This is a genomic window from Paenibacillus sp. MDMC362 (assembly GCF_003269305.1).
Taxonomy (GTDB): domain Bacteria; phylum Bacillota; class Bacilli; order Paenibacillales; family Paenibacillaceae; genus Paenibacillus_AQ.
On the sequence record NZ_QLYT01000051.1, the window covers coordinates 40418 to 55149 of the forward strand.

Annotated in this window: 11 protein-coding genes; 8 read left to right on the forward strand and 3 right to left on the reverse strand. The window is 50.7% G+C overall.

Features of this window, described 5'->3' with window-relative positions:
* Positions 1-102: 102 nt before the first annotated feature.
* Complete coding sequence (locus DP091_RS23820) at positions 103-1287, reverse strand: sugar diacid recognition domain-containing protein (protein WP_113060584.1); 1185 nt, start codon at positions 1285-1287, stop codon at positions 103-105.
* A gap of 445 nt (positions 1288-1732) precedes the next feature.
* On the opposite strand from DP091_RS23820, the gene DP091_RS23825 reads away from it, so the two are divergent.
* The 6 genes from DP091_RS23825 (at position 1733) to DP091_RS23850 (ending at position 11658) form a co-directional block, all read left to right on the forward strand.
* Positions 1733-2332 carry a TetR/AcrR family transcriptional regulator gene (locus DP091_RS23825; RefSeq protein WP_113060585.1) on the forward strand — a complete coding sequence of 200 codons (600 nt, stop codon included), beginning with the start codon at positions 1733-1735 and terminating at the stop codon, positions 2330-2332.
* A gap of 159 nt (positions 2333-2491) precedes the next feature.
* Positions 2492-3046, forward strand: a complete 555-nt coding sequence (locus DP091_RS23830) for an HXXEE domain-containing protein (RefSeq protein ID WP_113060663.1) — start codon at positions 2492-2494, stop codon at positions 3044-3046.
* Between the two features lie 213 nt (positions 3047-3259).
* Complete coding sequence (locus DP091_RS23835; protein ID WP_113060586.1) at positions 3260-4453, forward strand: oxalate decarboxylase family bicupin; 1194 nt, start codon at positions 3260-3262, stop codon at positions 4451-4453.
* A gap of 189 nt (positions 4454-4642) precedes the next feature.
* The gene (locus DP091_RS23840; protein ID WP_071223214.1) at positions 4643-5095 is read left to right on the forward strand and encodes a MarR family winged helix-turn-helix transcriptional regulator; all 453 of its coding nucleotides are present in this window, start codon (positions 4643-4645) and stop codon (positions 5093-5095) included.
* Positions 5092-8259, forward strand: a complete 3168-nt coding sequence (locus tag DP091_RS23845) for an MMPL family transporter (protein ID WP_113060587.1) — start codon at positions 5092-5094, stop codon at positions 8257-8259. The genes DP091_RS23840 and DP091_RS23845 overlap by 4 nt, the downstream gene beginning before the upstream one ends.
* A gap of 267 nt (positions 8260-8526) precedes the next feature.
* A complete protein-coding gene (locus tag DP091_RS23850; protein WP_113060588.1) occupies positions 8527-11658 on the forward strand; it encodes an ATP-binding response regulator in 3132 nt (1043 codons plus the stop codon).
* Between the two features lie 163 nt (positions 11659-11821).
* On the opposite strand, the gene DP091_RS23855 is transcribed toward DP091_RS23850, so the two are convergent.
* Positions 11822-12502, reverse strand: a complete 681-nt coding sequence (locus DP091_RS23855) for an O-methyltransferase (RefSeq protein WP_113060589.1) — start codon at positions 12500-12502, stop codon at positions 11822-11824.
* Between the two features lie 132 nt (positions 12503-12634).
* Between DP091_RS23855 and DP091_RS23860 the strand changes: the two genes are divergently transcribed.
* On the forward strand, positions 12635-13522 hold the full coding sequence (locus DP091_RS23860) for a LysR family transcriptional regulator (RefSeq protein WP_113060590.1): 888 nt from the start codon (positions 12635-12637) through the stop codon (positions 13520-13522).
* A gap of 22 nt (positions 13523-13544) precedes the next feature.
* Here DP091_RS23860 and DP091_RS23865 read toward each other — a convergent pair whose 3' ends face one another.
* Positions 13545-14060: a TetR/AcrR family transcriptional regulator gene (locus DP091_RS23865; RefSeq protein ID WP_113060591.1), complete on the reverse strand. Its 516-nt coding sequence runs from the start codon at positions 14058-14060 to the stop codon at positions 13545-13547.
* Between the two features lie 193 nt (positions 14061-14253).
* Between DP091_RS23865 and DP091_RS23870 the strand changes: the two genes are divergently transcribed.
* A complete protein-coding gene (locus DP091_RS23870) occupies positions 14254-14610 on the forward strand; it encodes a VOC family protein (protein WP_071223220.1) in 357 nt (118 codons plus the stop codon).
* Positions 14611-14732: the final 122 nt, after the last annotated feature.

The following is a 14732-nucleotide window of genomic DNA, read 5'->3' on the forward strand; positions in this document are numbered from 1 at the left end:
TTCGTTATATTGTTACTGTACCTGTAACGTGAAAGCGCTTCATCATGCATTAAAATGAAATAAAGCACTTTATGGAACATGTTTTTTGTTCAAATGCACAAATCATGCATGCTCCTTCCAGACGCCCTCACTCTCCGGCTTCCTCTCATCCAGCGCGCTTAGCCAGCGGGCCGTCATCAGCGTATATAAATCGCGAAAATCCTTCGGGTCTTTGCCGGTCGCCTCATGAATGCGCTGCAGCCGATAGCGAAGCGTGTTCCGGTGAATCGACAGCCGCTCGGAGATGCGCTGCTGCTCGCCGTTCTCATCATAATAGGCCTCCAGCGTCTGCTGCAGTTCGCCGCTCTTATCCTCCTGCGCGAATCGCCACCATAGCCGCTTCAGCTCTTCCGCCACCCACGAGGGCGTAACGTTCGCTGCCACGGTCTCATTCGGCATATCTTCGCCGTAGTATACCGTCTGCTCCGGGAATATCGCCCGGCCTGCCCGCATCGTATCTTGTGCGGAACGGTATGACGCGATTAAGCCGTCGATGCCGGAATACGCCTTGCCAACCGCAATGCGGAGCGGCGCAATCCGCTTCTCCTCCAGCAGCCTGCGAATGTGACGGATGCCTTCGCATATATCGGCGTTCGGCTCCCGCGGATGAAGATGGGGCTTATACAACACGATTTGGCGCGTATTGTGAATGGCGATCAGGTCGATGGCGGGCCGACCCTCCAATATTTCGACCACCTGCTTGAGCGTAGACAATGAATTCGCGTCCTGCGCACCGGTCAGTTCCAGAATGCATGCAACCCGCGCCTTATCCGGATGGAAGCCAATCCGTTCCGCCTGGAGGCGCAGCAGGGCATTGTCCTTGCCGTCCGCATGAATGACGGACAGAAGGAAATCCTCCTTCATCCGCTTATCCCATTGGGCTTTTTCCAGCAGATCTGCTTGCTCCAAGTACATTTCCGCCGTCATTTTTACCAACTCGCCGTACTTGGTCACCTCGTTAGGATCCCCGGTAATGCCGATGACCCCCACTACTTCGCCCTGGAAGTGAATGGCCAGATTCGTTCCGGGCAGCACCCCTTGCAGCTTGCGCGCGCTTTCCTCGTCAATCTCGAAGCGACCCTTCCTCTCAATCGCAATGAGTGCCCCTTCATGCTTCTGATATAAGCGCGAGCGGTCGCCAGAACCGATAATCCGCCCCCGTTCATCCATGACGTTCACGTTATAATGAATCACTTGCATCGTCCGCGTTACAATTTCTTGCGCCAGTTCATTCGTCAACCTGCTCATCTTGTCTATCCCCTGTCTATGTCTGCCACCATATAAAAAAACGCCCTCCATCCGATAAGCGCGATTAATCGCATTCTTGCCGGGATAGGGGCATTCAGCTTTGAATAACGTTATATACGCCCTAAATGTTAGTGTTAACACGTGGAAGGGAATTTCCTCACGAAGTGGCTTTTAATTGGTGAGGTACTATAATTAACGGTTATTTTGTCTGAGTATACGCTTTCGCGTTTCTTTTGTAAACGTTCGTCACCTCTTCAATCCCACCTTGCCTCGGGAAATACTCCCATCACGCACCTTGGGTCGCTTTAACCCGCTTCGTCTGGTGCAGCTGATCAATGACGTCTGGAATGATTCAGTTGATAGTAGCAGTATAAAAATTGTATTATTGAGTAAATACTCAGTTTTCTTAGATTCGTCATTACATGATAAAGGAAACCATCTGCCTATGCCTACAACAAATCGAAATGCCAAGAAGGAACGGATATTGAACGCTGCTCTGAAGCTGTTCTCCCAGCAGGGTTATCATGCGACGACAACCAAAGAGATTGCCGCCGAAAGCGGCGTTGCCGAAGGGCTGATCTTCTACCACTTCGGAGATAAGCGGAAGCTGCTGCTTTACCTCGTAAACAATTTTTCCTTTGTTACACAGCTTCAAGAGGAGGCAGGTGAACTGTCGAAGCTGCCTGCGGAGGAGGCCCTGATTCAATTCGGCATGGCATACCTCCAGTTCCTCAGGACAAACATGGATTATCTAATGCTCATTTGGTCACCGGAACTCATGAAGGATGCCGAGGTATCGAATGAGGTATCACAGCTGATCGGAGGTTTTGGGACAGCAGGCAGCAGCATACTCAAACAGGCGGCGGGATCGAAGCATCAACCAGAACATACGGTTCAGACCGCGATGATGATGATGACCTCCTCCATCCTGGTCTATTGCATGCTCCATACCCGCTTCGGGCAGGAAACGCTCCCGCTTGGGGACGAATCGTATATTCGCGAGCTCGTTCGGCTGCTGATGCATGGTTTGACTGAAGAATCCTAAGCCGCCGGTGTTCATCCCAGGAAGGTGAATAGAAAAGCTGATCGCAGAAGCAGAAACAGCATCTTCTGCATCAGCTTCTTTTATCCTTTCAATTTGAGTGTACACTCAGTTTTTATAGATATCGAAAACATTGTTACATTGAAGGGAGAAATGAAGATCATGCTGTCATTCATGCCAGATTGGAGTTTCGTCATGATATTGTGGCTGCTGCCGGTTGTATTTTTCATTCACGATGGAGAAGAGATTGCCGCGATGGAATGGTGGCTCAGGAAGAACAAGAATAACCCTGTGCTATCCAAAATCTCGCCTGTCTCCATTACGTGGGATAAAAACATCACCCTGCAATTCACATTTGCCGTCCTGCTGATCGGATTTATACTCACCGGCGTAACGCTCCTTACGGCTCTTAACTTCGCCTTCGGCAGTCCATTCAACGTGCTGTTCGCGGGATTTGTCACGGTGTTCCTGCTGGATGGCGTGAAACATGTGGGAGCGTCGATCGCCTTGTGGGCATACACCCCGGGTGTCATTACTGCCGCCATCTTTGAAATTCCTTACGGTATTTATGCGCTCTATCGCCTCCTTCATGCAGACATCATAGATATGACTTCTCTCGCCCTCGGAACCATCATCGCCCTGCCAATCACTCTGCTGCTGGTATGGACGGGTCTGACGCTTGGAAAACGCATTGCCCCCTTCCGCCAAGATATATAGGCGTTCCATCCATAAGCCCACAAAAAAACTTGACCGGACCCGTCCGTATCAGGTTTTTTATGATTAAAAGAATTTCATGTCCTTGGATAATCGTCTTTAATAACAGGCCTCGGATTCCCTTACATATTAGCCAAGCGATGGCTCATAACCATTATGGATAGCCGTTTAACCGGATAGGTTACGCAATAAACTTAGAGAGGGAGATACCGATTCATGAAGGATCCTAACCCGAACAGAGGAAATCATGACCGCGTACCCCAGCCGATACGCAGCGACGGAGCAGGCGGGCCGGACTATGGCCCGAGGGATGTGATGAGGGATATCGAGAATCCCGACATGCTTGTGCCCCCGGCCACGGATGCGGGCTTGATGCCCAATCTGAAAATGTCGTTCTCCGACACGCATATGCAGCTAAATCATGGCGGCTGGTCACGGGAAATTACGGTACGGGACCTCCCGATTGCAACTACGCTGGCCGGTGTGAATATGAGTCTTACGCCCGGCGGCATCCGGGAGCTTCATTGGCATCAGCAGGCGGAGTGGGCCTATATGATCTGGGGCAGCGCCAGAATTACGGCCATGGATGCAAGCGGCAGAAATTTCATCGCGGATGTGGGGCCTGGCGATCTGTGGTATTTTCCCGCCGGTCTCCCCCACTCGATCCAGGGACTCGAGGAAGGCTGTGAATTCCTGCTGGTTTTCGATGACGGCCACTTCTCAGACCTGAATACTCTATCCATCTCCGACTGGTTTGCCCACACGCCAAAGGATGTGCTGTCCGCCAACTTCGGCGTTCCGGAGAACGCGTTTAATCATATCCCGAAGGAACAGGTTTATATTTTTCAGGATCAGGTGCCAGGTTCGCTCGAAAACCAAGAGGTCCAGTCTCCTTACGGGAAGGTGCCTCTCAGTTTCAAGCATCGGCTGCTGGCGCAAGAACCGATCATAACCCCCGGCGGGAGCGTAAGAATCGTGGATTCCAGCAATTTTCCGATCTCCAAAACCGTAGCGGCCGCGCTTGTCGAGATCAAACCGGGCGCCATGCGGGAGCTTCACTGGCATCCGAATCAGGACGAGTGGCAGTATTACTTGACCGGCCAAGGACGAATGACCGTATTCGCCGGCAATGGAGCGGCACGAACCTTCGATTATAGAGCCGGCGATGTCGGTTATGTCCCATTGGCCTTCGGCCACTACATACAGAACACGGGTGCGGAAACCCTGTGGTTTCTGGAGATGTTCAGAAGCGACCGGTTCGAGGATATCTCCTTGAATCAGTGGATGGCCTTGACCCCTCGGGATCTGGTCCAGGATAACCTGAAAGTCGGAAACGAAGTCACCGATGCTTTGCGCAAAGAAGAGTGGCCCGTCGTGAAATACCCGGGATATTCGTATTACCCGAGGTAAGTTCGAGCCTCCCCGCGCCTTAGGACATTGATCTGTCGTATTAACTTCATATAGACCTGCCCAGAGGATTTTCTTCCAAGGCGGGTCTGTTATATTCCGTCATGCGGATGTTGACTTTTCTTTCCTTCTGCCATATAGTTCATTTATGAAACTATTTCATACGTGAACTATTCGAGAGGAGAACTATCATTGAACGACAAGGCAAAGCAGTGGATCGACCGGTATGTCGATGTCTATCTGCTTGTATCGAGGCGGATCAACGCCCAGATTCGAGAGCAGCTCGGCGAGGATCTGACCAGTGACCAGTTTCAAGTGGTACGCTTGATCAACGGCACGGATCACTGTACTTCATCCTATCTGGCGGAAGCTCTCGCGGTTGGCAAAAGCTCGGTTACGGCTATCGTCAACCGTCTCGTGGATGCCGGCATTATCGACAGAACCCGGGACGAAGCAGATCGCAGGCTGGTGTATCTGACTTTGACGGAATACGGACATACGATTTTTGAATCTGCCCAGGAACAGATGAGGGAGATCGTCTCCCCTTACCTGCAGCATTTTGAAGAAAAAGATATCGAAATGTTTATCTCGATGTTCGAGAAACTGGGGCAATTAATGTTTGAATCGGGGGGGAGAAAGAATTGAAAACCATACTGAAAGCAAGATGGGCCATTATCGTTCTGTGGCTGGCTGCCGCAGTTGTGCTGTTTCTGTTCGCACCGTCCATGTCGGATCTGGTGCGGGAGAAAGGGCAATTATCCGTACCGGACGGTTACACCTCTTCGCGCGCGGCGGAAATCCTCAAGGAAGCCTCCGGCGGCGAGAGCGGGGAAACCCTGCATCAGGTTGCGCTCGTCTTCAATAAACCCGATGGGTTAAGCGAATCGGATAAGGAGAGCATCCGGGAGGGCGTTCAAGCTTTAAACGATAATAAAGAAAGTCTCCATATCGATTCTATCAATGAACCGTTCACACAAACGGAGCTGGAGGACACGCTGATTGCAAAAGACGGCAAGACCATCATGGTCGCGCTTCAGGTCAGCGGCGGTCAGGAAGCCGTAAAAGAGCTGCCCCATAAGGTTAATCAGGTGCTGGAAGGCGTTCAAGCCGATCATTACCTGACAAGCGAAGGCCTCATTAATGAAGATACCATCGTCAGCTCTGAGGAAGGCCTGAAGAAAACGGAATACATTACGGTTGTCTTTATTCTCCTCATTCTGTTCGTTGTATTCCGTTCTTTCGTGGCACCGTTCGTCCCGCTGTTGACCGTAGGGCTCAGTTATATCGTGTCGCAATCGGTCGTTTCTTTTCTCGTGGACCAGTTCAACTTCCCGATATCGACTTTCACCCAGATCTTTATGGTGGCCGTCATGTTCGGGATCGGGACCGACTACTGTATCCTGCTGATCAGCCGGTTTAAAGAAGAACTCACCACGTCGGAGGATACCAAGACGGCGATCATCGAGACTTACCGAAAAGCAGGCGGCACCGTGCTCTATTCCGGGCTTGCCGTATTTGTCGGCTTTGCGGCCATCGGGTTATCCAAATTCATTCTGTACAAATCCGCGGTTGCGGTTGCAATCGGCATCGCCGTTATGCTCCTGGCACTGGTTACCGTCGTTCCATTCTTCATGGCGGTGCTGGGCAAGAAGCTCTTCTGGCCGTCACGCGGCAAGCTGGAGCATAGCGAAAACAAGCTTTGGGGAGCGGCAGGTTCCTTCTCACTTAAGCGTCCTTGGGCTGCATTGCTTGTCGTAGCCGTTATCGTGGCCCCTTTCCTGGCTACGTACAGCGGCAAGCTGTCGTTTAACAGCCTGGAGGAAATCGGGCCAAGTTACGCTTCGGTCAAGGGCTTTAACATTATTTCGGACAGCTTCGGTCCCGGACAATCGCTGCCATCCACCATCGTGATCAAGAACGATGACCGGATGGATACGGCGGAATACATGGGACTCGCGGAAAAAATCAGCCGGGAAGTGGAAAAGGTTGATGGCGTATCCAGCGTACGCGGGCTCTCCCGTCCAACCGGCGAGCAGATCAACGATTTTCTCATTCCCACTCAAGTGAAAACGTTAAATGAAGGATTGGGCGAATCCAAAGACGGACTAACCCAGATTCAGAATGGACTATCCGAAGCAGGCAAGCAGCTCAGCGAGAATACGCCGAAGTTGAATGAAGCCGCAGCGGGAGCCAAGGAGCTGACCAAGGGAACCGCCGACCTCAAGGACGGCATCACGGAGCTTGGCCAAGGTCTCAGCGCCATCCAAAAAGGAATCCAGAGCGGCAGCGCAGGCGCAGGCGAGCTCAAATCAGGGCTTGCCCAGGCTGCGAAAAGCGCGAAGGAGTTAGCTGCAGCTCATGCCCAGCTGCTCCAAGGTTATAAACAGCTTGATACCGGATTAGCAGCTCTTGAAGGCGGCGTTGCCGGACTTAAAGAACAACTCGGCAGCGTTGCGGCTGCACTGAGTGGACTTGAAGGCTCTTTCACGGGATTGGAGAGCAACCACCCGGAACTCATTCAGGATGCCGACTATCAAACCATCAAAGGTACCGTTACGCAAACAGCCGCAGGCACAGCCGAGCTGGCAGCAGGGTTAGGACAAATCTCCGAGCAGCTTAAAGGCGCGTCGGCCGGCTTATCGGAAGCCAACGCCGGCTACGCCAAGGCAGCCGCCGGGCAAACGGCGCTTGCCGACGGTCTTCAGCAGCTTGTGACCGGTATCGCCGAGCTCCAGTCCGGCCTTTCACAGGCAGCTAGCGGGCAAGGACAGATCGTGAGCCAAATCCCTTCCATTACAGGCGGTCTGGACCAGCTGCAAGGCGGCCAGAAGCAGCTTGCCGACGGCTTTGGCGATCTGACCGGCCAGATCGGAGAACTAACGAAAGGACTGAACTCCAGCGCGGACGGATTGAAACAAATTTCGGACGGACTGCATTCTGCACAGGATTATCTGCAGCAGATCCAGGACGTTCAGGATGAGGAGCTCAGCGGGTTCTTCATTCCGCAGGAAGCCCTTGAGAATGAAGAGTTCCAGACGGTATTCGATACCTATCTCAGCGACGACCGCAAAGTGATGACGCTGGATGTGGTTCTGGGAACCAATCCGTACAGCGAAGAGGCGCTGGGCAGCGTCGAACAGATTCAATCCGCGGTAAATCGCGCAGTAAAAGACACGAAGTTGGAGAACGCCGAAGTTGCCATCAGCGGCATAACCAGCACAAACAACGATTTGCAGAACATATCGAATGAAGATTACACGCGAACCGTGATTCTCATGCTGAGCGGAATCTTCATTATCCTGGTCTTGCTGCTGCGCTCCATCGTCATGCCGATCTATCTGATTGTTTCACTGGTTATCACATACTTTACGGCGGTCGGCGTTACGGAGATGATCTTCGTTCACGGCTTCGGATATTCCGGCATTACCTGGGCTACGCCGTTCTTCAGCTTTGTCATGCTGATCGCGCTTGGGGTGGATTACAGCATCTTCCTGATGGCGCGCTTCAACGAGAACAAATCCTGGAATGTTCAGGATGCCATTCTGCATGCCATGCGCAACATGGGTACGGTGATCCTGTCCGCGGTGGTCATTCTTGGCGGTACCTTTGCAGCGATGTATCCGTCCGGCGTACTGTCCATGATGCAGATTGCAACGGTTGTCCTGGTTGGACTTGTGCTCTACGCACTCCTGTTCCTTCCATTCTTCGTACCGGTGATGGTCCGTATCTTCGGCCGGGCTAACTGGTGGCCGTTCACCCCGAAGGAGCAGGATGCAAAGAGCCCTTCCGGACATGACGTAGGAATGTAGCCATTACAAGCAAGACCTCAACCTAACAATGATCACAATAACCGTCTTTTTCCTGATTCATGACAGGTAAAAAAGGCGGTTATTTTCTATCCGATTTCAATAAAAGTGAACGGAATCCTTGTCAGTGAGTACTTGGGACTACTACCAAAGAACCGAACGACTGCTTTTTATTGGGGAATAGCTATACGGTCGTCACATTTTCTCGTATATTAAGAAGAAGAATTCTCGGATTTCAAACCATACCAAACCTAAAAGGGAACGTGAACAGTGCCAACACGATCTGCAAACCATACCTATCGCATTCAAACTAAAAAGATTCTTCAGTATATATTGGCAGTTGCTGTTTTTCTGTCCGTGCTCCTCAGCCTTCGGTGGTATTGGATCGAGGCCTTCGTTCCTCCCCACCATCCGAAAGCTTCCCAAGGGGTGCTCGATTTACGCAGCTGGGACCTCATTCATTCCAAATCCATAACATTGGATGGAGAATGGGAGTTCTATCCTGACATGCTGGCCACAAAACAAGAGCTGGAGCAAACCAATCCGCAGCATCGCTATGTGCAGGTTCCGGGAAATTGGCAGGAGAGCCAAACGAAGGAATCCGGATCTGCCTATGGTACCGGAACCTATCGGCTTCGTATTCTGGTCGATCCATCCTTAACCGCTCCCCTTTCGTTCTGGATCCAACAGATTCAGGCTTCGGCGAGCGTCGAGATAAACGGCCTTAAGATGGGAGAGATGGGCAACACCGGAGAGAACGGCAAAGACAACTATTCACCCGCTCGCAGTCCCTTCGTTGTCGATTACGCTCCCGCCGAACATACGCAAGAAATCGATTTGATCATTCGCGTGGCCAACTTCGAAAATCCGTTTGCCGGCGGGATCGTATATTCCATCAAGCTGGGATCCCATGAAGCCATCCACGGTGAACGCGGACTCTCTATCGATCTTCAGCTCATCACGTTTGTTGTGCTGATCCTTCACGGTATATATTCCTGCATCCTGTATTTATTCAACCCGCGGGAATGGACATTTCTTGACTTTTTTCTGCTGCTTCTTGCAGCAGCCTTGACCGTTGTCATTTCACATGATGATCTGCTGCTGAAATGGCTGCCGATCAACTACGCGTGGGATCTTAAAATCGCCGTATTATCTTATTCGTGGCTCTCTTTTTTCATCTGGAAACTGAGCAGGAGCTTCACCGTAAAGAAACGAAACCGATGGTTTATCGGTTATGGCATTTCCCTGCTTCTATATACCGGATTCCTTGTCATCGCGCCTGCTCCTCTTGTTTTCTGGACGGTAGAATACAAATTTTTTAGCATTCATTATTTGTTGCCGCTGTTCATCTCTGTCTATATGTTTGCGAGAATGGTGGCTGCAAGCCGGGACGACGCTATCTTTCTCCTCCTGGCAGCCAGCGGTATTTTCTCCAGTGTGATCTGGGGAGCGCTCAATAAATATCAGGGACTTCCAATGGTATATTACCCCGTGGATGTGATCGCGGCCATTATCGGTTTTTCAGCCTATTGGTTTAAGCGTTATTTCCGAAACGCGGATAAAATCGGCAAGCTCAACCGCCAATTGCAGAAAGCGGACAAAATGAAAGACCGGTTTCTGGCCCAGACGTCACATGAGCTGCGAACGCCGCTGCACGGGATCATGAATATCGCCCAGAGCGTGTCGGACAGGGAACAACATAATATGGACCGTCGAAGTGCGGAGGATATGAGACTCCTTATAAAGGTTGGACGTCAGATGTCGCATTTGCTGAATGATCTGCTGGACGCCGTAAGGCTGAGGGAAAAGCGAATCGTACTGCATGCCGAGCCGCTATCCCTTCCCTCTATCGTAAATGGCGTTATCGATATCCTGAAGTATTTGCTCGAAGGAAAAACCGTACAATTGAAAATGGATATAGACACATCCGAAGCCCTCCCTCTCGTTATGGCTGATGAAAAGAGGCTGGTGCAAATCCTCATGAATTTACTGCATAATGCCATCAAACATACCGAGGAAGGAATCATTGCCGTAACGGCCAACGCTAAGAACGGGCAAATGTTCATCGAGGTAACGGATACGGGAACGGGAATGGATAAGGAAACCCAGCAGCGGGTATTTCTGCCTTACGAACAAGGCGATCCCGGATACGGCGACACCAACGGCATAGGTTTGGGCCTTAGCATCAGCAGAGAATTGGTGGAGCTTCATGGCGGCTGGATGACGGTTCACTCCGAAATCGGAAAGGGCTCGACGTTTACATTTACGCTGCCTTTGGCGGATTCGACTAATGTAGAGATCGCCCCGAACCTATCGGCTGTTCGGCTCGAGGCTTATAAAGAAATGGCGGCAAGCCGGAACGACCTGAATGACCAGCCGCTTCTAACCGCAGAAGTCCCGTTAGTGGAAGAGCAGATGAACATTTTAGCCGTTGATGATAATTTTGTGAATTTGAGAGTGCTTGCAAATATATTAATGACGGAGCCTTACCACCTGCAATTAGCAACATCTGCCGGGGAAGCGCTGGAACTGCTCGGAACGAAACCATGGGATCTGGTAATCGCAGACGTGATGATGCCGCAGATTTCTGGTTACGAGCTGACGCGGAAGATAAGAGAACGTTATTCCCCTTCCGAACTCCCTGTGCTTCTGTTGACGGCACGAAGCGAGCCCTCCGACATGTATGCGGGGTTTCGGGCGGGTGCCAATGATTATGTCACGAAACCAGTGGATCCGATGGAGCTTAAATACCGTATCCAGTCGTTGATTACGTTAAAACAGTCCGTGAACGAGCGCCTGCGTATGGAAGCTGCCTATCTGCAAGCTCAAATCCACCCGCATTTTTTGTTCAACACCTTGAATTCAATCCACGCATTGAGTGAAATTGATGTGGAAAGAATGCGAAAACTTAACGAGGCCTTTAGTTCATACCTGCAAATCAGTTTTCAATATCAAAACTCCGGCAAATTTGTCTCACTATCGGATGAACTCGAACTTGTACGCGCATATTTGTATGTTGAGAAGGAGCGACATGGCAACAGGCTCCATGTCATATGGAACGTGGATCAGGACATTCACCTCCTGCTTCCTCCCTTAACGATTCAGCCTCTGGTTGAGAATGCCGTACAGCACGGTATTATGCAAATAGCTAAAGGCGGAACCGTACACATTCGTATTGAACGTCAGGAGCTTTCCACGCTGATTCAGGTCAAGGATAACGGCATGGGAATGAGCAGAGAAAAGGTACAGGGGTTGCTGGAGGCTCCGCGAGAGGACAAGAGAGGAATTGGCCTGTACAATACGAATCGCAGATTGATTCAGACGTATGGGAGGGGTCTTTCCATTCAAAGCGAGGTCCATGAAGGGACAAGCGTATCTTTTGTCATTCCCGATTCGGAGTAATAGCGTTTCTTAATCGTAATAGGAGGGTATCCCACCAGATCTAAGATCTTGGGACACCCTCCTTTTTTTCAAATAAAGCCGAATCCGATTGCTGCGCGTTCATTTCCCTTCTGCTATTAACCTGTTACAGATCGCCTTAAATGGAACGATGTTCCAGTCTAGCTCACGATACAACTCCGATATAAAAGCCGTCATACCCCTTACTTCCCACCGTTTGAATCGCCGTGCCGGAAATCGCGGATTGGGCGGACAGCATATCCATGAATGTGCGTATACCGTGCACCCGAGGATCTGTGCTGTGATGATCGATAACTTCTCCATTCCGGATCACATTATCGCTAATCATGACGGTGCCCGGCCGTGAGAACTGTAACGCCCACTTCAAATAATTCGGATTGTTCGGTTTATCGGCATCAATGAAGATCAGATCGAACGGCTCCACCTTCTCCTTGGCCAGCTCCTCCAGCAGCAGCACAGCATCGCCTATCCGGATTTCCACCCGATCCTCCAGTCCGGCCAACGCAATATTGGATGTGGCAACCTCGGCATGATGCGGATCGAGCTCCAGTGAAATCAGCCGCCCCCCATCCCCAATCGCTCTGGCCATCCAGATCGTGCTGTAACCTCCCAGCGTACCGATCTCCAAAATTCGTTTCGCACCCTTGATCTGAACGATGAGGTTCAGCAGCTTCCCTTGAGTCCTGGATACATCAATCTCCGGCAATCCGGCCTCCCGATTTGCAGCTAAGACCCTCTCCAGAACCTCATCATAAGGAATCAAATGTTCTGTAACGTAATCGTCTACTTTATCCCAAATTGCAGCTGCAGCATCCTTCATTTTCATGTCCGCTTCCTCCCTTATTCTCCATATATGGATCTTACAAAATCATTGTATGTGATTTATTATTATAGATATAATATATATTTAAAGGACTTATATAACTTAAATGTATGAATAGATAGGAGTGCGACACTCATGAATTTGCACGCATTACGGCTCTTTCACGTTATCGCCACAACGGGCAGTGTTACCCGTGCTGCTGAATTGTTGAATATAAGCCAACCCGCCATAACAGCCCAGATAAAAAAATTCGAGAAAGAACTCTCCCTAACTCTGTTCAAGCCGCAGGGCAGGGGCATCGGATTGACGGCGGCCGGAGCCGAGCTCGTTCCGCTTGCCAAAAGACTCTTCTCCGTCGAGCAGCAGATTGAACAATTCTGCCTGGATTACCGCAGCGGTTCGAGGGGACAGATCCGCTTGGCGGCTACCTATCTTCCTTCCCATTTTCTTCTGCCGGCCTGGCTTGCGAAATACAAGCAGCGGTACGAAGAAGTAGAGATGAGCATTACCACCACGAATTCAAGCGATGCGCTTAAGCAGCTGTTACATATGAATGTCGACCTTGCGATATACGGCGGCCTGCCAGAGGAATCTCCGAATACGATACAGATCGAGGAGCTGTTCCGGGATGAGTTATGGTTTGTCGTATCCCCCGATCACCGCTATGCCAATCAGCGTATCTCCCTGGAAGAGATGATGAGAGAGCCTTTTGTTATGCGGGAGGAAGGCAGTTCAACGCGCGAACGATTATTTGCCTTATGCCGTACCCATAGCGCGCCTTCCCCGCGGATTACGCTGCAATTCAACGGTCTGCACGAAGCGATTATGGCCGTCATTGCCGGATACGGTGCAAACTTTGTGTCCTCACTCGTCGTACGAGAGTATGTGGAACGCGGCGAACTAAGCCGGGTCTTTGTCGATGGAATCGAGCTTCAAAATATCATAGCGGTCTGCACCCGCAAGCATGAACCGTTATCTGCTGCCGCCATGAACTTCGTGGATATGATCCGGAATCAGTCATAACCGTTACATTAAAACATCCCATTCATGACGTTAACAATCTGTTTAGTACCAACCTCATGGCAGCCTCACTGCCGTCATGTTCCACGACTTGCGCAAACGCGGCACGCAATGCCTCCGCCAGCAGAATGCCCATTTCTTCGCCAGCCTCTTCCCCTGATGCTGCGGCCAGTTGACCGAGATAACGGGCAACGGGATTGTCTCCTTTACGGGGATCGGGCTCAGACAGCAATCGCCCCGTTTTAAGGCGAATCATGCTGTCGTAAGCGGTCAATAGAGCCGATTTCAGGCGCTGATCGGGAGGGGCTGCATCGGCAACAGCTTCCATGCGATCCAATATTCGAAGTGTTACGTCATCACGAAGCAAGCCGTAAAATTTCTTTTTGGATTTGTAATGATGATATAGAGCTCCCACGGTCACTCCGGCATCGGCAGCAATGTCGTCAACTTCCGCTTTGTGGTATCCCATCTCGGCAAAACGCTTCAATCCTGCCTGTATGAGTTTGTGCTGCGTGGTACCCGGTATTGGTATATGACTCATGTAACTCCCTCCGAAACGTTCATGTAAAGATATCTAAATTCTAACATAGCAACAATTTAAGAGATATAATGCTTGATAGCTGTGAATAGCCATTTCTAAAAAAACAGCTTGATTATAAAACATAACTCAGTTATGTTAAATATAACCCAGTTATTTTACATCACGAAACTATATTTTATTTCGAGGTGAGAACATGGAAGGCAACGTTATTTTTTATTTTGTTCCGGTCAAAGATATCAAGACAGGCAAGACCCTCTATCGCGACACGCTCGGTTTGGAAGAATCATGGCGCGAAGGAGATTACACGGTCGCCTTCAAGCTTCCCGGTACCGACGTTGAATTGATGGTTGAACAAGTCTCGGAAGGAGGCCCGGATGCAGCCGGACCTGTTTTTCTCGTGCCATCTGTTCGGGAAATATACGAGAACAATCCCGGCAAGCTGCAATTTATTGGCGAACCGGGTGAAACTCCGGACGGCCTCTGGTTGAGTGCCAAGGATGATTCCGGCAACGGAATCTACTTTACGGATGAAAGCCTCCATGAATCCTGATCCCATTTGCACGCCGCTGGCACCCTGCCCTCTAGCGTGACGGCGGCAATCACCCATATCCATCGGCTTTATTTAACATACAAATAGGGACGTCCCGCCAGATCCTGGATCTTTCGGGACTG

Coding starts and splice junctions, on each gene's coding strand:
- DP091_RS23830 (WP_113060663.1), top strand. CDS start 2,492: ATGCTGTCATTCATGCCAGATTGGAGTTTCGTCATGATATTGTGGCTG.
- DP091_RS23870 (WP_071223220.1), top strand. CDS start 14,254: ATGGAAGGCAACGTTATTTTTTATTTTGTTCCGGTCAAAGATATCAAG.
- DP091_RS23820 (WP_113060584.1), bottom strand. CDS start 1,287: ATGAGCAGGTTGACGAATGAACTGGCGCAAGAAATTGTAACGCGGACG.
- DP091_RS23855 (WP_113060589.1), bottom strand. CDS start 12,502: ATGAAAATGAAGGATGCTGCAGCTGCAATTTGGGATAAAGTAGACGAT.
- DP091_RS23860 (WP_113060590.1), top strand. CDS start 12,635: ATGAATTTGCACGCATTACGGCTCTTTCACGTTATCGCCACAACGGGC.
- DP091_RS23835 (WP_113060586.1), top strand. CDS start 3,260: ATGAAGGATCCTAACCCGAACAGAGGAAATCATGACCGCGTACCCCAG.
- DP091_RS23825 (WP_113060585.1), top strand. CDS start 1,733: ATGCCTACAACAAATCGAAATGCCAAGAAGGAACGGATATTGAACGCT.
- DP091_RS23865 (WP_113060591.1), bottom strand. CDS start 14,060: ATGAGTCATATACCAATACCGGGTACCACGCAGCACAAACTCATACAG.